Origin of the sequence: Actinomadura parmotrematis (genome assembly GCF_019458805.1) — a bacterium.
Classification (GTDB): domain Bacteria; phylum Actinomycetota; class Actinomycetes; order Streptosporangiales; family Streptosporangiaceae; genus Spirillospora; species Spirillospora parmotrematis.
The window spans coordinates 87,289-109,142 of record NZ_JAIBOA010000015.1; the positions used below are offsets into that span (position 1 = coordinate 87,289).

Annotated in this window: 15 protein-coding genes; 4 read left to right on the top strand and 11 right to left on the bottom strand. The window is 75.7% G+C overall.

What is annotated here, in order from left to right; translation table 11 throughout:
• Nucleotides 1-100: 100 nt before the first annotated feature.
• Entirely contained in the window at nucleotides 101-847 is a 747-nt protein-coding gene (locus tag K1Y72_RS23065; RefSeq protein WP_220168504.1) for a GbsR/MarR family transcriptional regulator, read from the top strand.
• 3 nt (nucleotides 848-850) lie between these two features.
• Here the strand turns inward: K1Y72_RS23065 and K1Y72_RS23070 are convergent, their stop codons facing one another.
• The 9 genes from K1Y72_RS23070 to K1Y72_RS23110 all read right to left on the bottom strand — a co-directional run bounded on the left by K1Y72_RS23070 (nucleotide 851) and on the right by K1Y72_RS23110 (nucleotide 16,981).
• Complete coding sequence (locus K1Y72_RS23070; RefSeq protein WP_220168505.1) at nucleotides 851-1,261, bottom strand: hypothetical protein; 411 nt, start codon at nucleotides 1,259-1,261, stop codon at nucleotides 851-853.
• Between the two features lie 19 nt (nucleotides 1,262-1,280).
• Nucleotides 1,281-2,570 carry a hypothetical protein gene (locus tag K1Y72_RS23075; protein WP_220168506.1) on the bottom strand — a complete coding sequence of 430 codons (1,290 nt, stop codon included), beginning with the start codon at nucleotides 2,568-2,570 and terminating at the stop codon, nucleotides 1,281-1,283.
• A gap of 10 nt (nucleotides 2,571-2,580) precedes the next feature.
• Nucleotides 2,581-3,426 (bottom strand): hypothetical protein, encoded by an 846-nt coding sequence (locus K1Y72_RS23080; RefSeq protein ID WP_220168507.1) that lies wholly within the window; start codon nucleotides 3,424-3,426, stop codon nucleotides 2,581-2,583.
• Between the two features lie 13 nt (nucleotides 3,427-3,439).
• Nucleotides 3,440-3,898, bottom strand: coding sequence for a hypothetical protein (locus K1Y72_RS23085; protein WP_220168508.1), 459 nt, complete (start codon nucleotides 3,896-3,898; stop codon nucleotides 3,440-3,442).
• A gap of 139 nt (nucleotides 3,899-4,037) precedes the next feature.
• The gene (locus tag K1Y72_RS23090; protein WP_220168509.1) at nucleotides 4,038-4,952 is read right to left on the bottom strand and encodes a hypothetical protein; all 915 of its coding nucleotides are present in this window, start codon (nucleotides 4,950-4,952) and stop codon (nucleotides 4,038-4,040) included.
• 143 nt (nucleotides 4,953-5,095) lie between these two features.
• A complete protein-coding gene (locus K1Y72_RS23095) occupies nucleotides 5,096-6,025 on the bottom strand; it encodes a hypothetical protein (protein ID WP_220168510.1) in 930 nt (309 codons plus the stop codon).
• Nucleotides 6,018-16,268: an ADP-ribosyltransferase gene (locus tag K1Y72_RS37290; RefSeq protein WP_220168511.1), complete on the bottom strand. Its 10,251-nt coding sequence runs from the start codon at nucleotides 16,266-16,268 to the stop codon at nucleotides 6,018-6,020. The genes K1Y72_RS23095 and K1Y72_RS37290 overlap by 8 nt, the downstream gene beginning before the upstream one ends.
• 3 nt (nucleotides 16,269-16,271) lie before the next feature.
• Entirely contained in the window at nucleotides 16,272-16,574 is a 303-nt protein-coding gene (locus tag K1Y72_RS23105) for a WXG100 family type VII secretion target (RefSeq protein WP_220168512.1), read from the bottom strand.
• Complete coding sequence (locus K1Y72_RS23110; RefSeq protein ID WP_220168513.1) at nucleotides 16,571-16,981, bottom strand: YbaB/EbfC family nucleoid-associated protein; 411 nt, start codon at nucleotides 16,979-16,981, stop codon at nucleotides 16,571-16,573. Before K1Y72_RS23110 ends, K1Y72_RS23105 begins: the two co-directional genes overlap by 4 nt.
• A 728-nt stretch (nucleotides 16,982-17,709) precedes the next feature.
• On the opposite strand from K1Y72_RS23110, the gene K1Y72_RS37295 reads away from it, so the two are divergent.
• Nucleotides 17,710-19,365 (top strand): nucleotide-binding protein, encoded by a 1,656-nt coding sequence (locus tag K1Y72_RS37295; protein WP_220168514.1) that lies wholly within the window; start codon nucleotides 17,710-17,712, stop codon nucleotides 19,363-19,365.
• The gene (locus K1Y72_RS23120; RefSeq protein ID WP_220168515.1) at nucleotides 19,362-19,811 is read left to right on the top strand and encodes a hypothetical protein; all 450 of its coding nucleotides are present in this window, start codon (nucleotides 19,362-19,364) and stop codon (nucleotides 19,809-19,811) included. Before K1Y72_RS37295 ends, K1Y72_RS23120 begins: the two co-directional genes overlap by 4 nt.
• Nucleotides 19,812-19,827: 16 nt before the next feature.
• Here K1Y72_RS23120 and K1Y72_RS23125 read toward each other — a convergent pair whose 3' ends face one another.
• On the bottom strand, nucleotides 19,828-20,463 hold the full coding sequence (locus K1Y72_RS23125) for a hypothetical protein (protein ID WP_220168516.1): 636 nt from the start codon (nucleotides 20,461-20,463) through the stop codon (nucleotides 19,828-19,830).
• Nucleotides 20,464-20,764: 301 nt separating this feature from the next.
• Between K1Y72_RS23125 and K1Y72_RS23130 the strand changes: the two genes are divergently transcribed.
• Complete coding sequence (locus K1Y72_RS23130) at nucleotides 20,765-21,151, top strand: RNA-binding S4 domain-containing protein (protein WP_220168517.1); 387 nt, start codon at nucleotides 20,765-20,767, stop codon at nucleotides 21,149-21,151.
• Between the two features lie 25 nt (nucleotides 21,152-21,176).
• Here K1Y72_RS23130 and K1Y72_RS23135 read toward each other — a convergent pair whose 3' ends face one another.
• A complete protein-coding gene (locus K1Y72_RS23135) occupies nucleotides 21,177-21,773 on the bottom strand; it encodes a TetR/AcrR family transcriptional regulator (RefSeq protein ID WP_220168518.1) in 597 nt (198 codons plus the stop codon).
• Nucleotides 21,774-21,854: the final 81 nt, after the last annotated feature.

Consider the following 21,854-nt stretch of genomic DNA (forward strand, 5'->3'; position numbering starts at 1 on the left):
GATGCTGTGGGCGAACGCAACGCGCACCGCGGGTTCGTTGCATTGGCATGGCGGTGAACGCTATGCTGGCGGCGCCGGAGCAACGTGAAGGAGAGTGCCGATGCCGGGAGGCAGGCTCACCCAGCAGGACCGCCAGCAGATCGCGCTAGGGCTGGCCGACGGCCTCGCCTACGCCGAGATCGCCCGGCGCCTCGACCGCCCCACGTCCACGATCACCCGCGAGGTGATGCGCAACGGCGGCCCCACCGGCTACCGCGCCGACCTCGCGCACCGCGCCACCGAGCGCCGCACCCACCGGCGCCGCCCCGCCGCCCGCGACGCCGCCGCCGTCCCCGACGCGCACGGGCGCGACGCCGCGGCCGTCCGGGAGTACCAGGAGGCGCTCATCACCGTCTTCATGACCTCGGGCGTGCCGAAGATGATGGCCCGCGTGCTGAGCTGCCTCTACGTGACCGACTCCGGCGGCCTCACCGCCGCCGAGATCGCGCAGAACCTCCAGGTCAGCCCGGCGTCGGTGTCCAAGGCCGTCGCGACCCTGGAGAGCCTGGAACTGCTGCGCCGCGAGCCCGCCGAGGGCCGCCGCGAGCGCTACCTCGTCGACAACGACCTCTGGTACCGGTCGATGATCCGCAGCGCCCGCGACAACGAGGCGTTCATCGAGGTCGCCCGGCAGGGCGTCGGCATCCTCGGCGCGGGCAGCCCGGCCGCCGTCCGCCTGGAGAGCGCCGCCCGCTTCCTGAGCTTCATCCACGAGAACCTGATCCGGGCCGCCGAACAGGCCCGCGAGGTCCTCTACACCCAGCCCGCGCCGCCCCCGGACGACGCCGCCGGACCGGAGCGCGGCTAGCCGTCAGGAGGCGGCGAGGGAGGTGAGGGCGTCCAGGGAGGGGGCGGACCGCTCGGAGCCCGGCAGGACGCGGCCGGTGTGGTTGGCGTTCGGGGCGACCGGCAGGGACGCCGCCGCGAACTCGGCCAGCAGGGACGCCGCCGGGACGCCCCGCTCCTTCGCCGCGCGCAGCTCGTGCGACCAGGCGACCGCCTCGTTGCCGGCGGCGTCGCCGCCGTCGGCGCGGCGGACGAAGCCCGCCGACGCGCCGTCCTCGCCCGCCCACAGGTAGCCGAGGACCGTGCCGTCCGCGGCGGCGACCGTCAGGTGGCGGACGGGCCCGTCCGTGCGGTTCGCGTACCGGTCGGCGCCGCCGACGCGGCGCAGGTCCAGGTCGGCGGTGGTGCGGCGGACGTCGCGTTCGTCGATGGCCATGGCTCGTCGTCTCCTCGGGTCACGCCGGGGGCGGGGGCTTCAGGACGCCGTTCCACTGCAGCGTGCGGATGGCGGCGTCCAGGGCCGTGCCCGGCAGGGCGGGGACCTGGTGGTCGTTGGCGCGGATGTGCGCGAGCAGGTCCGGCTCGGGCGCGACGCCGTGGGTCCGAAGGTAGTAGGCGACGGACGCGGGCCACACCCACGTCCCGTCCGTGCGGTAGCCGGCGGGCACCACCGCGCCGCGCGAGGCGTCCAGCAGGTCGCTCCCGGCGGCGGACGACTCGTGCGCGGCGGGCGCCGACTCCAGGTAGGCGAGCACCCGCTCGCGCTCGTGGTCGGGCAGCTCCGGGCCGCGCGGGGCGCCCGGGGCGATGGCGGGGAACGTCAGGCGCAGCGACTGCACGTACTGCCCGGCGAACGCGCGCAGCTCGTCCAGGCTGCCGGCGCGCTGCTCCTGCGCGTCCGCGCGGACGCCGCCGGTGCGCGGATCCTCGGGCGTGCCGCGCAGCCCGCGGACCGCGTCGAGCGCGGGAACGCCCCGCTCGAACGCCTCCCGCAGCCGCAGGATCAGCGGGCCCGCCGCGTTGGTGCCGGCCGTGCCCGCGTCGCGGCGCGCCTGGTAGAAGGCGGCGGGACCGTCCTCGGCGGCCCACACGTAGCCGAGGACGGTGTCGCCGAGGCTGACGGGCAGGAACACGACCGGGCCGGCGGTCTCCAGCTCGTAGCCGGGCGGGAGCTGGAACGACAGCGGGCCCCAGCCCTTCGCGCGGTCCACCGGCGTGCCGTCGGCGAAGGTGCCGTCGGCGATGAGCGGCTGCGGGAGCGGCGGGGCGCCCGGGTTGGTGAGGAGGTCGAGGTCGGTCAGCGACGCGGCCCGCCGCTCGGCGGCCCCGGCGGGGACACCGCCGCCGCGCGGGTCCTCGGGGGCGCCGATCCAGGCGCGGACGGCGTCGCGGGCGGGCAGCCCGGCGGCGTGCTGCCGCGCGAGCCGCTCCGACCAGACGAGCGGCGCCTCCCAGGCGGCCTGGAGCTTGTCGTTGCGGCGCACGAACCCGGCGGCGGCGTCGCTCTCCGACGCCCACAGGAACCCGATCGGCTCGCCGTTCAGCTCCACCGGCAGGTAGACGACGGGCTTGCGGGTGACGGTCTCGTAGCCGGACGGCCCGCCGGAACCGCCGTAAGGTGAGCCGCCCGCGGCGGGCGGCGGCGCGGCGGCGCCGAAGGCGGGGGGCGGCGCGGGCGCTCCCGGCGCGGCGGCCGGGGCGTTCTGCCACCGGCCGTGCGGGCTGCGGTCGTCTGGGTTGCTCATCGTCGGACCTTCAGGATCGGGGAGCGCCGGTGACGACGGCGATCGCTGCGTTGCGGGCGTCCTCGGACACCTCGGGCACCCGGAAGCCGCCCGAGCGGATGTGGTCGACCAGCTCCCGTTCCGGCGGGACGCCGTGCGCGCGCAGGTAGTACCCGACGGCGCCGGGCCACACCCACGTTCCGTCGGTGTGGAAGGTCAGCGGCACCTTCGGCGCGCGCGCGTCGTCGAACAGGTCGCCGTCGAAGCTGCGCGCGGCGAGCACGATCGGCGCCTGCTCCAGGTAGCGGACGACGGCGTCGCGCTGGTCGCCGGGCACGTCGGGGCGCTCGACGAGCGGCGACCCGTCCGGCCGCCGCCCGTCCACCGCCCGCGCCACCCGCAGGCCGCCGGCGCCGGAGCCGGCGGCGTCGGGGCCGTCGCTCGGGGCGGAGGGGGCGGCCAGCCAGGACGGGGTGAGGTGCGGCGGGCGCGGGAAGCGCGCGAGCTCCTCGGCGCGGGCGTCCGGCGGGGGCGGGGACTGGAAGGCGGGCTCCCGCTCGGCGTCGTAGGCGATCTCGTACGCGTACGGGTAGGCGAGCGTGTAGGCGGCGGTGAACCACGTGCCCGCGTCCGGGGTGTGCATCCCGGCGCGCAGCCGCGCGAACAGGTCGCCGAGCGCGGCGGGCGCGTCGGCGGGCTCCCAGTCAGCGCGGCCGACGCCGCGCACCTGCAGCACCGTCTCGGCGTGCGGGCCGAGCGCGGCGTACCGGACGGCGGCGGCCTCCCACTGCGGGGGCAGCTCGTGCGTCAGCAGCATCAGCACGTCGAGCAGCAGCGCGTCCTGCCCGGCCTGGTCGAGCGGCCGATCCTCGCTCACCGCGTACCTCGTTTCATCCTCGGGCGCCGGCCCGCTCGCGCAGCCAGCCGGGCAGGTGGGCGTCGTCGCGGGGGAACGCGGCCAGGTCGGCGGCGTAGGCGCCGTCCGGCGCGGGCGCGGCCCAGCCGGGCTCGAACCGCGGGTTGAACACGATCCGGTAGGTGCCGGGCCGGTCCACGGTGAGCCGCGTCCCGAACCAGGTGCCCTCGCCGGGCCGGTACATCATCGCGCGGACCTCGGCGGCCGCCTGGAGCAGACCGGGCGGCACCGGCACGTCGCGCACCGACCCGTCCGGGGCGACGGCGGCGAGCGCCGCGTCGGCGGACTCCGCGGTCATCGCGACGCGCAGGTCGATCCGGTGCCAGCCGGCGGGCGCGACCTCCAGCAGCACCGACACCGCCCACTGCACGAGCTGGTCGTAGCGGCGCTGGTCGTAGGGCAGCGGCCGCTGCCCGGCCTGCGGGTGGCTCATGTCCTCCTCCAGGGCGCGTCCGGCTCCCGTCCTGCTTTCCGGGATCCGCTTCGCGAAGCCGCGCCTTCCGGCGGGTCCGCCAGCCTAGCGGCGCTCCGGGGAACCGGTCCGGGCCGGAACGCGGTCGGGCGAGTGGTGATCATAATGCCGCCGGCCCTTCCTCGGCGAGGGCGCGCAGCCAGCCGGGGACGTTGGCGGTGGCGCGGGGGAAGCGGTCCAGGTCGGTGCGGGCGTCCTCGGCGGTGGGAGGTTCGTCCCAGTCCGGAACGGTGCTCCAGTTGTAGCGGAAGGAGACCTTGGCCGGATAACCGAACTCGGCGGTCCACTCGGCGCTGAACCAGGTGCCGCGGCCCCGCTCGGGATCGCCGTCGATCTCGTAGTACATGGCGTCGTGCAGCCGCGCGACAGCGTCCCTGATCCGGGTCGGCGGCTCCCACGGGTACACCCGGCCGCCCACGCCCCACACCAGCGGCGTCGGGAACTCCACGTGGTCGCCCAGCACCCGGTAGGAGCCGACGACCCGCTCCCAGTCCGAGGGGGCGTAGAGCGAGAAGTAAGGGGCGATCTCGCGGGAGATGAAATCTGAGGTGTCGGCGAACATCAGGCCCCGGATCCGCGGCGCCGGAGGGGCCGGGGCGTCGTCGGCGCGGGCCCGCATCCAGGCGGGGACCGCTTCGGGCGCGCGCGGGAACCTCTGCAGTTCGGCCCGCCACAGCCCGGCCGACGGCATCGCGCCCCACTGGGGCTCGTAGCGGTCGTTGTAGTTCTTCTCGACCATGGGGCCGGGGGCGTTCATGACGAACCGCGCCTCGAACCAGGTGCCCTCGTCGTCGCGCATCATCCGGCGCAGCGCGACCCACTTGCGCCCGAGGCCCTCCGGCGGCTGGACGAGGGGGGTGGAGCCGTCGGGCATCACCACCGTGAGCAGCAGGTCGAACCGGTCGCCGACCGCCTGGAACCGCAGGTCGACGCGCCGCCAGCCGGACGGGCAGGCGTCGATCACGTCCCAGCAGATGTCGTCGGCCAGCGCCCGCGTCTCATCGCCCCTACGCACGGCTACCGCCTGAACCGGAGGACGGACGTCGCGCCGCGCGGTGCATCAGCCCACCGCCGCTGCGGCGGCCGGCACCGTCCGCCCGCCCACCTGGGAGACGCGGACGGCGGCGTCCGGGCGGGAGGCGCCGGAGCGGACAACGATCATGCCGGTGGCGGTCCGTCCCCGGCGCCGCCCTCGCCGGCGAGGGCGCGGAGCCAGTCGGGGACGTTGGCGGCGGCGCGGGGGAAGCGTTCCAGGTCGGTGCGGGCGTCCTCGGCGGTGGGCGGCTTGTCCCAGAGCGGTTCGGCGCTCCAGTTGTAGCGGAAGCCGATTTCGGCGGGGTAGGTGAACTCGGCGGTCCATTCGGCGCTGAACCAGGTGCCGCGGCCGCGCTCGGGGTCGCCGTCGATCTCGTAGTACATGCTGTGGTGGAGCCGGTCGATGGCCTGGCGGACGCGGGCGGGGGGCTCCCACGGGTACATTCGGCCGTCCACCCCCCACACGAGCGGCGTCGGGAACTCCACGTGGTCGCCGAGGGCGCGGTAGGAGCCGATGATCCGCTCCCAGTCCGAGGGGGCGGAGAACACGACGTACGGGGTGACCTCCTCGGCCACGAACTGCGCGACCGCGGCGTGCATCAGGCCGAGAATCGGGGGGTCGGGCCGCGGCTGCAGGCCGTCGGCGCGGGCCTGCATCCAGGCGGGGACCGCTCGGGGCGCGCGCGGGAACTTCGCCAGCTCGGCGCGCCAGAGGCCGGCCGAGGGCATCGCGTCCCAGGACGGTTCGTAGCGGTCGTTGAAGTCCCGGTTGACCATGGGGCCGGGGGCGTTCATGACGAACCGCGCCTCGAACCAGGTGCCGTCGTCGTCGCGCATGCCGTGGCGCAGAGTGATCCATTTGTGGACGAGGTCGTCCGGCACCTGGACGGCCTGCGCCGACCCGTCCGGCATCAGCACGGTGAGCAGGACGTCGACACGGTCGCCGACGGCCTGGCAGCGCAGGTCGACGCGCCGCCAGTCGGACGGGCAGGCGTCGAGCACGTCCCAGCAGATCTCGTCGGACAGCGCCCGCGTCTCATCGGTCCTACGCATTGTCGAAGCCTCTCATGTGCATCGTGACCTGGCCGTCGACAACCTCGACCCAACGCACCTGGAGATGGTGGGGAACCTGCTCGCCGGCGTCGCGGAGCGCGAACACGCTGAAGTCGCGCAGTTCCACGCCGGCGGCGGCGCGGGCGGCGAGATCTCCCTCCATCGCGTGCCAGGAGTCGGGCGGAAGGAGACCGGTGAGAGGATCGTTGTTGCCCTGGTTCTGCGCGCGGTTCTGCGACACGTAGTTGATCAGCTCGCGTGGGGAGTCGAACTGGTGGCCCTGCGTGTGACCGCCGTCGTTGACGCTCTGCCAGACCACCTTGCCGTCGTTGCGGGTGACCTGGACGCGCCCGCCCAGCGCGGCCGACCGTTGCTGGCCGGGGTCGTTGCGCTGCCGCAGCAGCGTCGGATCGCTGTTGCTCGCGGGCCTCAGATCGGCGCCCGAGGAGGCCGACGTGTCGGTGAAGTGCTCCGGTCGCACGCTGGCGGTGGTGTTCTCCGGCCCCGTCTCGAACCGCCACCGGCCCCCGTCCACCGAGTACTGGGTGTTCGGGTGCGGGTGGTTCAGGTCGGGATTGAACGGCCGGTAGGTGTCGACGATGCGCACCCTGCCGTTCTCGTCCGTGTAGAACACGCCGCGCGGGTCGCCGTTGCTGCCGTGCACCACGTAGCGCGCGTTCGGCTCCAGGCCGCCGCGGGCGGCGAACGACTCGCGGGCCTTCGGCGCCGCTCCGTTCTCCGGATGGTCGGGGTCGGGGACGGCGATGGTGCGGGCGTCCGGCCGCGGAGCGAAGTCCCCGCCGGCGGGCGGCGGGCGGTTGGGGTCGAACGTCTGCGACGTCCGGTAGACCACCTCGGACCTCGGCGACCTCAGCTCCGGGTTGTTCGACGAGACGCGTCCCGAGTCCGTCTCGACCCAGCGGACGCGGCCGGTCGAATCGGTCTGGTAGGTGCCGCGGAAATCGCCCGCCGTGTCGTAGACCTCGTAGCGGGTGTTGGGATCCAGCGTCCTGCCGGCGAACGGCTCGTGCGGCTTCGGCGCGGGAACGCCCCCGGCGGGGCCGGTGCCGCCGTCGGGACCACCGACCTGCGCCGTGTGCTCGGGCGTGGGCCGGTCGAAGGCGACGGCGGACGGGGGCATGCCGTTCTCGTCGGTCCGGAAGATCTGGTGGTGATCGCCGACCTGGACCCGGTAGTCGACGTCGGGGTGGGGACGGCTGATGTCAGGGTTGTCCACGTACTGCGGGTGGTCGCGCCGCAGGTTGGACACTTCGCCTTCGATGTGCGAGATCCGGCCGTCGGGGCCGGTGAAGATCCGGGCACGCGGGACGGGGTCCCCGCTCGCGTCCGTACGGCCGTCGTACACGTCGTAGCGGGCGTTGGCGTCGCCGACGAATCCGGGGGCGGCGAAGGGCTGCCCGGGCGCGACGTGCTGCGGCCGCACGTTCTCCGGCAGGACGCTCGGCGGGTTGAAGGGCCGCGGCAGCAGATCGTCGTTGACGAGCTGGTGCTGCGGATTGGCGCGGTACTCCTCGCGATTCGCAGGCGACAGCCGTTGCTCTTGCGGCGCCGGCCGATGCTCCTCGCCGCCGGGACGGCGCAGCGGACCGTGGTCGTCCTCGCCGCCGGAGGCGTCGCGGGCGCGGGCGCGGGTGTGCTCGCCGGGGGCGCCGGTGCCGGCGGCGGGGCGGGGGTGGCCGGGGGCGTGGCCGCCGTTGCCGGCCTCGGCGGCGTTGCCGTCGGGGTGGTGCGTCGTCCAGCCGCCGTCCGGCGGGATCGTCGGATGGCGCTGCCCGTCGGCGCCGGTGTGGGCGGACGCGGCGTACACGTTGCCGTTGTTGTCGGTCCAGGCGAGGCCGCGCGGGGCCGTCACCGGGACGCCGAGCTCGCGCGACAGGCGGGCGGCGAAGTCGCCCTCGCCGGTGCGGCAGGACAGGAGCATGACCTCGCGGCCGTTCCAGTCCGGATGGTTGCGGATGAGCGCGGCGGCCTCCTCGACGCTGAGGCGGCGGCCGTTGACGACGATGCCGTCGGGTCCGCCGTGGGCGTCGAGGACGAAGCGCTGCGGATCGGCGGGGACGCGGCGCGCGAGGTCGCGCATGGCCGGGTCGTCGGGGCCGTACAGCGCCATGCCGGCGGGGGTGTGGTCGGCGTCGCGGTAGAGGTCGTGCAGGTGCTCGGGGAGGCCGGGGGGGACGTCGTTGTGGTGGCCTTGCGGCTCGCCCTCGTGGGGGGCGGGGTTGTGGGGATCTTGGGCGTGGTGCTGCTGGTGGGGGGCGGGGCCGTTGGCGTCGCCGGGGTGCGCGGGGTGCGCGGGGTGACGGCCGGGGGCTCCGCCGGGGGTGGCGGCCGGGTGCGTGCCGGGGGTGGTGTTTCCACCGAGGGTGGTGGGGGTGTTGGCGGGGCGCGGCGACTCGGGGGAGCCGCCGGCCGGCCGCGTGTTTCCACTGTTTCCGGAGCTGGGCGAGTTGCTGCCCGGCGCCGCTCCGCCTGGCGTCGTCCCGCCCGGCGCTGCTCCGCCTGGCGTCGTCCCGCTGGGGGTGGGGGAGGCCGCGCCGCCCGAGTTCGGAGAGGCGTTCGGGCCCCCAGGCTCCGCATTCGCGGCGGAGGTGGTGGCCGGACCGGCGTGCGGGGTTCCCGGACCGGACGCCGAGTCGGGTGCACCGCCGGTGGCGTAGGCGATGCGCGGATCAGGGACCGAGTGCGGCGTGGTCGTGCCCCCTGGGTGCGACGCCGGACTCGGACCGCCGGCCGGGTCGGTCGTACCGCCGTTGCCGTAGGCGATGCGGGGATCAGGGACCGAGTGCGGCGTGGTGGTGCCGCCGGGGTGCGGCGTCGTACCACCGGCAGGCCCGCCGGTACCGGGCGCGGGAACGTGCGGAGCGCCCGTCCCGCTCGCCGAAGGCGCACTGCCCGCCCCGGCGACGGGATGCGCGGGACCGGAACCATCGGAACCACCCGCACCCGCGACGGGCGGCGCGGGAGCAGCGCCCCCAGGATGGACGCCCCCCGCGCCGGCACCCGGCTGATCGCCACCGGCGACGTGAGGACCGCCGGCACCCGCAGCGGGCTGAGCCGCCCCACCGGAATGCGCCGTCGCATCGCCGACCCCCGACCCCGAACCGCCTACGGACGTGGAGCCGGCCGTAGGCGCCGCACCCGACGCGGGCGTGGGCGTCGCGCTGGACCCGGGCGTCGCATTGGAGGCGGGCGCGGAGCCGGTCGCAGGCGCCGCACCCGACGCGGGCGTCGCGCTGGACCCGGACGTGGAGCCGGGCGTGGCCGTGGAACCGGTCGTGGGCGCCGCGCTCGACGCGGGCGCACTGTTGGACGCAGGCGTGGCGCTGGATGTGGGGCCGGTCGAGGGCGCCGCACCTGATGCGGGCGTCGCGCTGGACCCGGGCGTGGAGTCAGGCGTGGGCGTGGGGCCGGTCGTGGGCGCCGCACCTGATGCGGGCGTCGCGCTGGACCCGGGCGTGGAGCCGGGCGTGGGCGTGGGGCCGGTCGTGGGCGTGGGGCCGGTCGTGGGCGCCGCGCTCGACGCGGGCGCACTGTTGGACGCAGGCGTGGAGCCAGGCGTCGCATTGGAGGTGGGCGTGGGGTCGGTCGCGGGCGCCGCACCTGACGCGGGCGTCGCGTTGGACCCGGGCGTGGAAGCGGCGTTGGGCGCGGGTGCGGAACCGGTGGTGGACGCCGGGTCTGGGCCGGGCGTGGGCGTGGAACCGGGCCCGGATGTCGGGTCGGGCGTGGGTGCTGCGCTGGGGTTGGCCGCCGGGGGAGTCGGGGAGGCGGGTGCGCCGGGGTGGGAGGTGGGTGCGGACGCGGCGGCGCCCGGGTGCGGGGCGGTCGGGGGCGGGCCCTGCGGGACGACGGTCGCGCGGATCTCGTAGACGGGGCGCCCCATGGCGTCGTAGCCCGTGTGCGTCACGTCGGTGATCTGGTACTGGACGCCGCGCGGCAGGATCAGCTCGCGCTGGTCCGGGAAGCGGCTGTCGTGGCCCATCCACACGCCGTGCGAGCCCGGCGGCAGGTCCAGGTGCAGCCGGAACTCGAACGGGTTGTTGTCCACGACCGCCGGGTCCGCGCCGAGCGAGGTGGACATGTACCCCGGTTCGGTCTGCGTCGAGCCGATCAGCAGGCGCGGGTCCTGCACGCCGAGCGGGCTGCCGTCCGCCGTCCGCATGAAGGAGATGTCGTGCAGGCCGCGGATGGCCTCCAGCGGCACCGGCAGCGTCTGGGCGAGCGCCTGGTCGAGGTCGGCGATCCGCCGGTAGTGGGCGTCCGGGGTCGGCGTCTCACCGAAGTAGTCGGTGAGGAAGCGGTGGTAGCCCGCGTCGCTCCACATCCCGCCGAGCGTGCGCATCGGGTCGGGGGACGCCAGCACGTACTGGACGACGCTGCGCTGGTAGGCGTCCAGCGGCTGGTTCCACATCCGCTGCAGGTCCGCGACCGACGGCGGACGGCCGCCGTTGAGGGACGTCAGCATGTCCATGTTGTAGCGGCTGGCGTTCAGGTTGTTGAAGAAGCCGTCCACGTCCGCGCCGGGGCGCAGGAGGCCGTTCTGCATGGACTGCTGGGTGTACCAGTCGAGCGCGTTGCGCTGCTCGGGCGACAGGTTGTCGTAGACGTCGCCGAGGTGGTTCTCGCCCCAGGCGTCGGCGAAGTCGTTGTCGTCGAAGCGGGCGTAGCCGTCCGGGCCGATGGCGCTGTCGAAGTTCGCCGGGTCGTTCGGGTCGGAGCGGGGGACGGCGGAGTCCGCCGTGTTCGGGTGCGGCGCGGCCGCGTCGGGGGCCGGGAGGGGCGCGGACGCCGGGGGCGTCGGGTGATGCGTCGCCCAGCCGTCGGACGTGGGGCGGCCGTGCGCGTCGTGCGCCACGTTCCCGGTGGGCGAGACGACGGGGGCGCCGAGCTGCCGGGCGAGCTGCGCGCCGAAGTCGCCCGCGCCCGCGTGCGGGCTGAGCAGCAGGACCTCGCGGCCGTTCCAGTTGGGGTCGTTGCGGACGAGGTCGGCGACCTCGCTCGGGCCGAGGTGCCGCCCGTTGACGACCAGCCCGTTGCCGTCGCCGGGACCGTCCAGCACGAAGCGGTTGGGGTCCGGCTCCATGCGCTGGGCGCGGTCGCGGAGGGCGGGGTCGTCGTGGAAGGAGCGCCCGGCGGGCGTCTCCTCGCTGTTGTGCCAGGCGTCGTGCAGGTGGTCGGGGAGGGTCTCGGGGACGTGCGCGGGCTCGTGCTGCGGTGACGGGCCGTCGTCCTCGGCGGGGGTGCGGTGCTGCCCGTCCTGCCCGTCCTGCGCGGACGGCTCGTCCGTGCGGGGCGTGGACGGCTCGTCGGCGTGCTGGGCGGGCGGGGTGCGCTCGTCGCCGCCGGGGTCGGAGGGCCGGTGCGGACCTTCGGCGTCGCCTTCGCCGGGCTGGCGGTGCTCGGCGCGGGGACCGGCCTCGCCGTCGCTCCGGGCGCCCGGCGTCGACTCGTCGCCGGCGGGCCGGTGCTGTGGTCCGTCGGCGGCCGACGGCTCATCGGCAGTGGAACGTTGCTGCTGCTCGTCGCCCGAGCGTGAGCGGTCGTCGTCGCCGGAGCCCGGCCGGTGCTGGCCGTCAGCTGTGGTCCCGGGCTGCTCGGAGCCGGAACGTTGCTGGGGGTCTCCGCCGCCGGGCCGCTGCTGGCCGTCGGCCGAGGTGGGCTGCTCGGCTCCTGGGCGTTGCTGGCCGTCGGTGGTGCTGGGCTGTTGCTCGGTGTCCGGACGCTGCCGGGGATCTCCGCTGCCCGGCTGCTGCTCGGCGCCGGGGAGAGGTCCGGCGTCCTGGGTGCCAGGCCGCTGCTCGGTGCCGGAAGGCGTGCGGGTGCCGTCGGCGGTGGACTGCGGCTCGTTCGTCGGGCCGGGCTGGGCGTTCTCGGTGGCGGGACGCTGCTCGCCGCCGGGGTGCGCCTGCGGGTCCGGGGTGGACGTCTGCGGGTCCGTGGTGCTCGGCGGCTGGGCACCGGCGCCGGGCTGCTGCTCGCCCGAGGAGGGGGCGCCGCCGTCGGTGGAGGACGGCGCGCCGCCGTCACCGGCGCTCGGCGTCGGGCCGCCGGCCGGCGTTGCCGTGGCGGCGCCGCTGTCGGAATACCAGCCGTAGCGGTCGTGCGTCTCGGGGCGGGGGGTGGAGCCCTGGTCCGCGCCGCCGGTCTCGGGGGAGACCTCGCCGCTGCGCGGCATCGCGCCGTCGGCGGGGCCGCCCTCGGCGGGGTGGAAGCTGCCGTAGACGTGCCACTGGCCGCCCTGCTGGACGACCTCGTCGACGTGGAAGGTCATGCCACGGCCGAGCAGCAGCTCGCGCTCGCCACCGCCGAACGCCGACACGTTCTCCACCCACAGCGCCGGGGTGCCCGCGGGCACCCGCATGTGCAGGACGGCGTCCTTGTCGGAGAAGGCGCCGGCCGGACCGCCGAGCGACGTGGACAGGTAGCCGGGGTCGTTGAAGTCGCCGCCGACCATGTCGGGGGCGTCCATGTCGAGGTGCCCGAGGTTCATGCCGCGGGTGATCATGACGTCCTCGGGGACCGGGTTGCCGCGCAGCGCGGCGTCGATCTGGTCCACGTGGTGCTGGAGGTCGGGCGGCAGGTCGCCGCCCGCACGCAGCGCGCCGTTGATCTCCACGTAGGTGGGGCTCGGCGGGGGCTCGCGCGTGTAGTCGTAGACGGCCTGCCGTTGCTCCTCGGGCAGGTTGTCGGCGTAGTCGTTCCAGTGGTCGGCGCCGTACCGCATGGCGTCGGCGTTGTCCTCGAAGCGCAGGGCGCCGTCGGCGGCCGCGTCCTCGGCCTTCGCCATCTGCTCTTCGGGCGTCAGGGGACGCGCGGGCTCGCTCTCCTGCGGGGCGCCGCCCTCGTGCGGGGCGGCGTTGTGCTCGTCGCCGCCGCCGTCACCGCCGTCGTGGTGCGGCGTGCCGGTGCCGCCCGGCTGCTCGTGCGGCGTCGCGCCGGGTTCGCCGGACGCCGGACGCCGGTCCTCCGGCCCCCGATCGCGGGGCCCGGAGCCGCCCTGTTCCGCGGACGGCGTCGGCCGGGCGTCTTGCGGCGTGCCCTCGGCGGCAGACCGTGGACGGCTGCCCTCTCCGAACGGCTGCCCGCCCGGCGTGGTCTGCGCCGACGGCGGGGCGCCCTGGCCATCGGGACGCGGCTGCCCGTCGGGCGCCGCCGCTGTTTCCTGGGGGTTCGTCGCCCCGTCGAGACGAGGCTGTGTGCCGTCGCCGGTGGTGGGCTGCTCGCCAGGTGCCGGGCGGGTTTCCTGCGGGTCGGGTTCGCCGCCGGGACGTGGCTGCGCGCCGTCCCCGGCGGCGGGCCGTCCGTCGGGTGTCGGGCGGGTTGCCTGCGGGGACGCCTCGTCGCTGGCAGCGGGCTGCTCGTGCGGGGACGGCGCGGCCTCCCGAGGAGTTGCTTCGCCATCAGGGCGCGGTTGCGCGCCGTCGCTGGCTGCGGGCTGCTCGCCGGGTACCGGACGGGTTTCCTGCGGCGACGCTTCGCCCGTGTCGGGCTGTCTTCCGGCTGTCGGGTCGGCTGCGCTGTTGGGGGCTGGCTGCTCGGTCGATGCCGGAGTTGTACCCGCGTCGGAGCGCGGTTGCGTGCTGGGCTGGTCGCCAGTGGCGGACTGCGCGTCGGGTGCCGGGCGGGTTTCCTGCGGCGACGCTTCGCTGTCGGGGCGCGGTTGCGTGCCGGTGGGGGCAGGGCGCTCGTTCTGGGGCGACGCTTCGCCTGTGGCGGGCTGTCTTCCGGCTGTCGGGTCGGTTGCGTTGTTAGGGGCGGGCTGCTCGGTCGGCGACGGAGTCGTACCGGCGTCGGGGCGCGGTTGCGTGCTGGGCTGGTCGCCGGGGGTGGGCTGGCTGGACGGGGGCTCGATCGGGTCGTGCCGGATGGAGCCGCGGTCGTCCATGCTGACGGTGTGCTCGCCCGGAGCGCCCGCAGGGCGCGGGGAACTCTCCGGCTGCGACGGGCGGGGCGCGGCGTCGGGGCGCTGGGCGGACGGGGCGCTGCCGCCGCCCGTGCTGCCGCCGCCACCTGTGCGGCCGCCGGTGCTGCCGGCGCCCGCGCTCGGGGCATGGCCGCCTCCAGCGGGCGTGCCGCCCATGGGCGGCACGCCCATGATCGGGACGACCGTCGGGGCCGCGGACGTCGTGCCGTCCTGCGGGTGGTCGGAGGCGTCGCCGCCGTCGCCGGTATAGCCCTCCTCGCGGCCCCGTGAGGGCGCGGCGGGCGAACCGGGCGAGCCGCCCGCCAGGGACGACGGGGTCGCGCCGCCGGAGCGCGGCGCACCGCCGCTCGGCGACGTGCCGCCGCCGGCGCTCGAAGGCGTGGCGCCGCCCGACGACGCGGATCCGGTGCCGCCGCCCGGCAGCGATGAGCCGCCACCGCTCGGTGCGGACGAGCCCATCCCGCCCGCCGGGGCCGTACCGCCGCCGGCCGGGGACGTGCCGCCTGCGGGAGCCGTGCCTGCACCGGTCGGGGCGCCGCCCGTCGGAGCGGTGGTGCCGCCCCCGCCGGTCGGCGCGCTCGACGACGAGCCGCCGCCGAGACCGCCGTCACCCGCCGACGAACCGCCGCCGCCGAAAGCCGAAGGATTGCTGAAGGAGGAGCCGCCCCCGCCGGAACTGCTCGAACCGCCGCCGCCACTGCCGTCATAGGCCGAGGCCAGGGAAGTGCCGCCACCACCGCCGGACGACGAGCCGCCGCCGCCGGTGTGCACGGTCCCGCCGCCGCCACCGCCGCTGGTGTGGCTTCCGCCGCCGCCCAGCGCGTCGGCGATGCGGTTGCCCGAACCACCTCCCGTTGAAGCGGTGTGCGTTCCGCCGCCGGACGACGAACCGCCGCCCTCGCTGCTGTAGGAGCCGCCGGACGAGGAACCACCGCCGCCCTGGCTCGTGTGACCCCCGCTGCCGGACGAGGATCCGCCACCAGTGGAGGAGGTGTGGGTACCGCCACCGCCACCGCCGTCACCCGAGCCCGAGCCCGAGCCCGAGCTTGAGCCGCTCGACGTGTGGGAACCGCCGCCGCCGTCGCCGGAGCCGCCGGTACCGCTGGGACCGCCGCCGCCACCGTCGCCGGAGCCGCCGATACCGCTGGGACCGCCGCCGCTGCCGTCGCCCGAGCCGCCGGTACCGCTGGAACCGCCGCCACCGTCGCCGGAGCCGCCCGTCCCACTCGGACCGCCGCCGTCGCCCGTCCCGCCGGGTCCGCCCGTGCCGCCGCCACCGCCGTCGCCGGAACCCGACCCGGTCCCGTTGGAACCGCCGAGGTTGCCGATCCCGCCCGTGGACGGCGTCGGCGTCGGGCCGCCGCCCTCGCCGGGACCGCCCGTCCCGGGCGGCCCCGTCACTCCGCCCTGGGAGTTGTACTCGCCGATCCCGCCCTTGGCGCCGCCCACCGCGCCGCCGAACGCGCCGGACGTGGCGCTCTTCGCCAGCCCGTCGAGCGTCAGCGGGTCGCCGTGGATCGCCGACGTCGCGACCGTCCCCGCGACGCCCGACACCGCCTCGGACAGGCCGTCGCGCAGCGCGCCCTTCGCCATCGCCCCGCCGAGCGAGTTCGCCGGCCCGTTCAGGCCGGGGATGTGGCCGGCGCCGACGCCGATGCCGCCGGAGATCGCGCCGCCGACGCCGCCGTCGAAGGCGGCCATCGCCGTCTTCTTCCAGTCGATGCCGTCGCGGTTGCCCTGCGCGACCTGGACGAGCTGCACGACGAAGTCCAGGCCGCCGCCCTGCAGCGCGCCCTTCAGCGCGCCCATGGCGATCTCGCGCAGCAGCGTCTGGAAGATCGTGCGGGACGCCACCTGGGCCCCCGCCTCCGCCGCCGGGATGCCGGCGGTCGAGGCCCCGAAGGTCGCCCACGCCGCCGCCAGCAGCATGGCGATCTCGATCGCCGTCATGATGAGGAGGGCGATGAACATGTACTTCGCGTACTCGATGTCGAGCGCGCCGTTGTCCATCGCCTCGGCGAGCTGCTGACACGACTCCTGGAGCTTGGTCAGCATCTGCGGGTCCTTGGTGACCCAGGTGTCCCAGTACTCCTGGAACTTCTCCGCCGCCTCGGAGTCCAGGACGCCGCGCACGTTCGCGGCGGTGCCCTGCACCTCCCCGATCAGGGTGCCGATGTCGGTGGCCGCCTTGTTCCACGCCTCGGCGTCGCGGCGCATCGCGGTCTCGTCGCCCTCGGGCCAGTCCGAGCCGACGATCCACGACAGCCACTTGACCTCATCGGGGATCTCCAGACCCACGGGTCACCGCACCTTCGAGTTGTGCTCGGCGTCCTTGTAGTTCTTGGCCATGTCGTCGACGCCCTTCTTGACGGCGTCGAGACCCTTGGTGAGCTCGCCGAACGCCTTGAGCGTGCTCTCCGCGCCCTTGAGGTAGCCCTCTTCGAACTGCTTGCCGGTGTCGTCGGCGCCCCAGCACTTGCCCTCGGTCTGCAGGGCGCTGTTCAGCGTGTCGAAGATCTGCTTCAGGTGGACCGCGCCGTCGTGGAACCCGGTGCCCGCCTTCTTCAGGCGGTCGGCGTCGACCTCGTAGCCGTCGGCGGTCACCGGTCGAGCAGCCCGTAGCGGCGCTTCACGCCGTCGATGTCGGTCGGGACGTCCGCCGACAGCAGCTTGGACAGGTCGACGCCGCCCTCGCCGTCCGCGGCGCCCGCCGGCATGACCGCGGCGGTCGCGGCTCGCACCTTGGCCGCGGCGTCGGCGGCCGCGGCGTTCGACGCCTCCAGCACCGCCTCCGCGAGCTCCTCCGAACCGAGCCGCCGGAACACGCGGGGATCGAGTTCGAGCTCGGTCAGCTTGCCCTGGCGGTCGACCCGCGCCCGGACCTGGCCGTCGACGGCCTCGCCCGCGCCCTCGATCTCCTCCAGGGCCTCTTGCAGACCTTGCAGCTGCTGGCGCTTCTCCCGGTAGGTCTCCAGGAGTTGGTCGATATGCGCCTGCCATTCAGCGCGCACGGGGAGCCCCTCTGCTCGGTCGTCGGTCGGACACGGTCACGAGCCGGTGATCGCGCATGATCACAGACACAGGGATTGGTCTTTTATAGGGTTTTGCCGTGACATGCGCAACCGGATGCGCCACACCCGCAGTGCAGGACTCCGCTGCGTGAGCAGGCCCCCGCTGCGGGGCGAACGCCGAGGCGCCGCGACCTTCCAGGTGTGGCGGGGGGCACATCGACTCCAGGGGCGGGCGGGGCGGTACGGCACGGATCGGTCGCCCTTAGATCATCGACAAAGAGGTGCGGTTCCCTGTGAACCGTACTTATTCGGTCGGTGATGCGCCGTTCGCTCTGTGTCGCTCGAAATGCGCGCCGAATGCGGCCCCGGGAAGAAGGGGATGAACGGGAGCACCTCGCGTGCCGCCGCCCGCTGCGCTTTCGCCAAGGACGCTCCCGGGCGTGAATCCGAAGTCCGGGGCCTACGGGAACGCGCGGCGCCGGGTGGAGTGCGACCGGCCCGGAGGCGGCAGGGCCATGTGCTTCCGCGTTCCGTGCGGGAGCCGGTCGCGGACGGCGCGCGCGCCGGGGACGGCCGGGAAGGTTGCGACCCCGTGAACATGGGGACGCCCGGCGGGCATCGTCCCGGTTGGAGGGGGAGAATGGTCCTGCGCCCCCCTCGTCGTGATTTGGTGGGCGGTGCGTGCAGTGGGCCGAGTCTCGTAGGCTTGCGCCACCGAAGGGAGGCAGGTGTCCGACTCCAGCTGGCAGCAGGCCGTGCTCCGCGACCTCGGTGCCGCACAGCGCGGATTCGTTTCCGATGCTCCGCCGGCCTCCGTTCTCAGCCGTGAACAGTGGAGCGACGGCGCGCCCTGGCCCGCCGAGCAGGCGACGGCCGGGTCGGCCGACCCCTCCGTCACGACCGGCGCGCCGCCTCCCGCCGAGTGGGGCGCCGCCCCGCCCGCGCAGCCCGTGCAGCCGGACGTGCCGGTCGCCCCGGTGCCGGACGGTCAGAGCCGCGTGAGCGGCGGATGGCCCGTCCAGCAGCCCGAGACGCCCGCCCCCGACGCGTGGCAGCCCGCGCCGGCCGCCGACCAGGGCGCGGGATGGGCGCCCGACCCGCAGCAGACCGGGCAGCAGCCGCCGAGCCCCGATCCGGCCGTCGCCTGGAACGTCGAGCAGCCTCCGCCGGAACAACCGCAACAAACGCAACAGCCGCAACGGCAGGAGCAGCCGCCCGAGCAGCAGTGGCAGCAGGAGCCCCAGATCCAGCCCGCGCCCGAAAGCGCGCCGCTCGCCGCCCCCGTCACCCCGCCGGCGCAACACCCGCAACAGCCCGAGCAGCCCCAGGCCGACCCCCTCGTGCACCCCGACTTCGACTGGGGGCAGGCCGTCAGCCCCGTCCTCGGCATGTCGGCGCCCGCCGAGGAGCAGCAGCCGCCGCAGCAGCCCGACGCGGCGTCGCTCGGCCAGGCCCAGCAGCCCACCGGCCGGCACGCGGCCGTGAACCAGCCGCCCGCCCACGACCTGCTCCGCAAGAGCCAGCACGGCGACGGGCTCGTCCGCCGCGTCGGCCGCGGGATGCGCGGCGTCGTCGGGACGGGCCTGCGGAACGCGCAGGAGCAGGCCGCGTTCGCCGACCTCATGCAGCGGCAGGTGCCGAGCTTCCGGCAGATCGCGATCGCCAGCGTGCGGGGCGGCGCGGGCAAGACGAGCGTGTCCGCGCTGATCTCGACGGAGCTGGCCCGGCACCGCGGGGACCGGGTGCTCGCCGTGGACGCCGACGCCGAGCTCGGGTCGCTGCCGCTCCGCCTCGGCGTGCAGTCGGAGCTGTCGCTGTTCGACCTCGCCGGGGAGAACCCGCGGTCGTTCGAGGAGGCGGCCCGGTTCCTCACCCGCACCCCCGAGGGCCTCTGGGTGCTGACGTCCACCCGCGGCGGCCGCATCGTCGGGGAGTTCAGGCTCCCGACGCTGCAGGCGGCGCTCGCCGCCGTCAGCCGGTTCGTGTCGGCGGTCGTGGTGGACTGCGGCGCCGGCATCCTCACCGAGGTCAACCAGGGCGTCATCGGCACCAGCCACGCGCTGGTGCTGGTCACCCCCGGCACGGTGGACGGCGCGCTCAGCGCCCGCGGCGCGCTGGAGTGGTTCGCCGGCAACCAGCAGCAGGACCTGCTCGGCCGGATCGTCGTGGCGATGGTGTCGCACGCGCCGCAGGCGGGCGCCGACCTCGGCCGCGCCTCGGAGATGATCTCCGCGTGGGGCGTGCCGGTGGTGCTGGTGCCCTACGACCGGCAGCTCGCCACCGGCGCGGCGGTCGACATGGGCAAGGTCGGCGCGAACACCCGCGCCGCCGTCACCCGGATCGTCTTCGAGGCGTTCGGCCGCTCCCTGGGCGCGCCGCGGTGAGCGCCGACCTCGTCGCCCTGGTGCGGCGGCGGCCGGACGTGCCCGCCGTCGCCGACGGCGTGCTCGCGCTCGGCGAGCGGTTCGAGCTGCGCGGCGGCGAGACCGGCCCGGTCGGGTTCCACGACCCCGACGGGCGGCTGCTCGTGTCCGTCGAGGAGCCGACGCAGGTGTCGGTGACCGGCGAGATCGGCCGGCTGCTCGGCCCCGAGTTCGCCGAGCGCGTCATCGGCCCGGTCTGGTGGGTGGAGATCCGCGCCGCCGCCGACGTCCCGGACGCGGTGCGGGTGGCGCGCAGGTTCGCCGAGGCCCTCGTGCACTGGCTCGGCGGCACCGTCTACCCCGACGGCGGCGGCCCCGACACCGACGTGCGGAGCTGGCGCGCCGCGGACGCCGCCGGGGTGCCGCCGCAGCAGCACCAGCAGTTCCCCGGCGGCGTCATCGGCTAGCGCCGCTCGGCCGCGCTCAGTTGCTCCACAGGATGGTGTTGGTGACCTCGGTGCCGAGCTCGCCGGCGGTGAGGAAGACGGTGCCGGAGCGGTCGCCGCTCTGCCCGCCGCGGGACGGGTAGGACTGCGCGTAGACGACGGTCGAGCCCTGCGACCAGCTGCGCGTCCAGTAGCCCGGCTTGCCGGACGGGCGCGGCAGGCCGCTGTCGGCGGTCGGGTAGAGCAGCGTCGGCTCCGCCTCGCCGTTGGTGGCGCTGCTGATCGCGCTGGCGTCGCTGGAGCTGGCGAACTTCGCGATCGACACGACGGTGGTGACGGTCTGCCCGGGGTTCATGTAGAGCGCCGACTGCATCTGCCCGACGCACGGGTGGGAGGCGAGCTCCGTCAGCAGGTCGGAGTTGGCGCGCGCGATGCAGGAGGCGGTGCGGCTGCCGCCGCGGGTGAAGGTGTTGCCCTTGGCGGTGCGGATCGTGGGGCCGAGCACGTCGGTGCCGGTGCCGGTCGTCGGCCGGGTCGTCGGCACGCCGTAGGTGACGGACGGCAGCGTCAGCGGCCGCCGCGGCTTGTCGTCGCTCTTGGCGACGACGGCGACGACGGCGACGATGACGAGGAGCAGCACCAGGCCGCCGCCGACCAGCAGGACGGCGAGCACCGCGCCGCCGCCTCCGCCCGACGGGGGAGGGGGCGGGGGGAAGCCCGGCGGCGGCGGGGCACCGTACGGCGGCTGTCCCTGCGGCGGCGGGTAACCCGGCTGCTGGGGCGGGAAACCCGGCTGGCCGGGCCACTGGGGGGATGACATGGCGTCTCCAGACCGAAATAAGCGAAATCGGTGTTTTGGACGGTGGCCGTCGCGGCGCGGTTCCCGTCCCGCCATCACGATGCGGTCCACGCCCGCGGCCCCGGCCCGCCGGACGTCGGCGAGCGGTGTCGGAGGTCCCGGCTATCGTGGCGGGATGTCCGGTGAACAGGGGAGGGTGCGCGTCGACAGCTGGCTCTGGTCGGTGCGGCTGCTGAAGACGCGCTCGGCCGCGTCCGACGCCTGCCGGGGCGGCCACGTCCGCGTCAACGACGTGCGGGTGAAGCCGTCGCAGCCGGTGAAGCCGGGCGACGAGATCCGGCTGCGGGTCGGCGGCCGCGAGCGCATCGTCGTCGTCGAGCGGACGATCGCCAAGCGCGTCGGCGCGCCCGTCGCCGCCGAGTGCTACATCGACAAGAGCCCGCCGCCCCCGCCGCGCGAGCTGGTCCCGATGCCGCCGGTCCGCGACCGCGGCGCGGGCCGCCCCACCAAGCGCGAGCGGCGCAGCATCGAGCGCCTCTTCGGCCGGCCCCCGCAGCCCTGACGCGCCCGCGCGCCGGCGGCGGGCGTCACGGGCGCGGGAACCCCTTCAGCGCCCGCTCGGCGACGCGGAGCAGCTCCTCGCGGGTGGCGCCGCCCGCGGCCTGGACCGCGATGCCGGCGGAGACGGTGCTCACGTACTTGGCGAGGTCGCCGGGGTCCTCCCCGGCGGGCAGGTCCCCGGCGCGGATCGCGCGGGCGAAGCGCTCGGCGAAGCGGGCCTCGCCGTCGGCGCGCCGGGCGGCGAGGTAGCGGACGACCCGGTCGTCCTCCGGCGCGGCGGACAGCCCGCCCTGGACCGACAGGCACCCCGCGGGCCGCCCGGGGGCCGTCACGGCGGCCACGTTGTCGTGGAGATAGCGCCGCACCGCCCCGTACGCCGTCGGTTCGGCGAGGGCGGCGCCGACGTAGGCCATGTCGACGCGCGCGTACCGCTCGACGGCGAGCCGGAAGGTCTCCTCCTTGCTGCCGAACGCCGCGTAGAGGCTGGGCCGGTTGATGCCCATCGCCTCGGTGAGGTCGCTCAGGCTGGTGCCGCCGTAGCCCTGCCGCCAGAACACCTCGATCGCCCTGTCGAGCGCGGCGTCGGTGTCGAACTCGCGGGGCCTGCCCCTCGGTGCCGCCACTCCTCCTCCTCCTCCTCCTTCCGGGAGCCGCCGGCCGCCGCCGTCACCGGGAGCGGGGGCCGCGGCTCCGCGGAGTGCGAC

Bases quoted from the DNA above. Each gene is read 5' to 3' on its own strand.
- K1Y72_RS23075 (WP_220168506.1), bottom strand. From the start codon at position 2,570: ATGAGCAACCCAGACGACCGCAGCCCGCACGGCCGGTGGCAGAACGCC.
- K1Y72_RS23070 (WP_220168505.1), bottom strand. From the start codon at position 1,261: ATGGCCATCGACGAACGCGACGTCCGCCGCACCACCGCCGACCTGGAC.
- K1Y72_RS23130 (WP_220168517.1), top strand. From the start codon at position 20,765: ATGTCCGGTGAACAGGGGAGGGTGCGCGTCGACAGCTGGCTCTGGTCG.
- K1Y72_RS23065 (WP_220168504.1), top strand. From the start codon at position 101: ATGCCGGGAGGCAGGCTCACCCAGCAGGACCGCCAGCAGATCGCGCTA.
- K1Y72_RS23085 (WP_220168508.1), bottom strand. From the start codon at position 3,898: ATGAGCCACCCGCAGGCCGGGCAGCGGCCGCTGCCCTACGACCAGCGC.
- K1Y72_RS23095 (WP_220168510.1), bottom strand. From the start codon at position 6,025: ATGCGTAGGACCGATGAGACGCGGGCGCTGTCCGACGAGATCTGCTGG.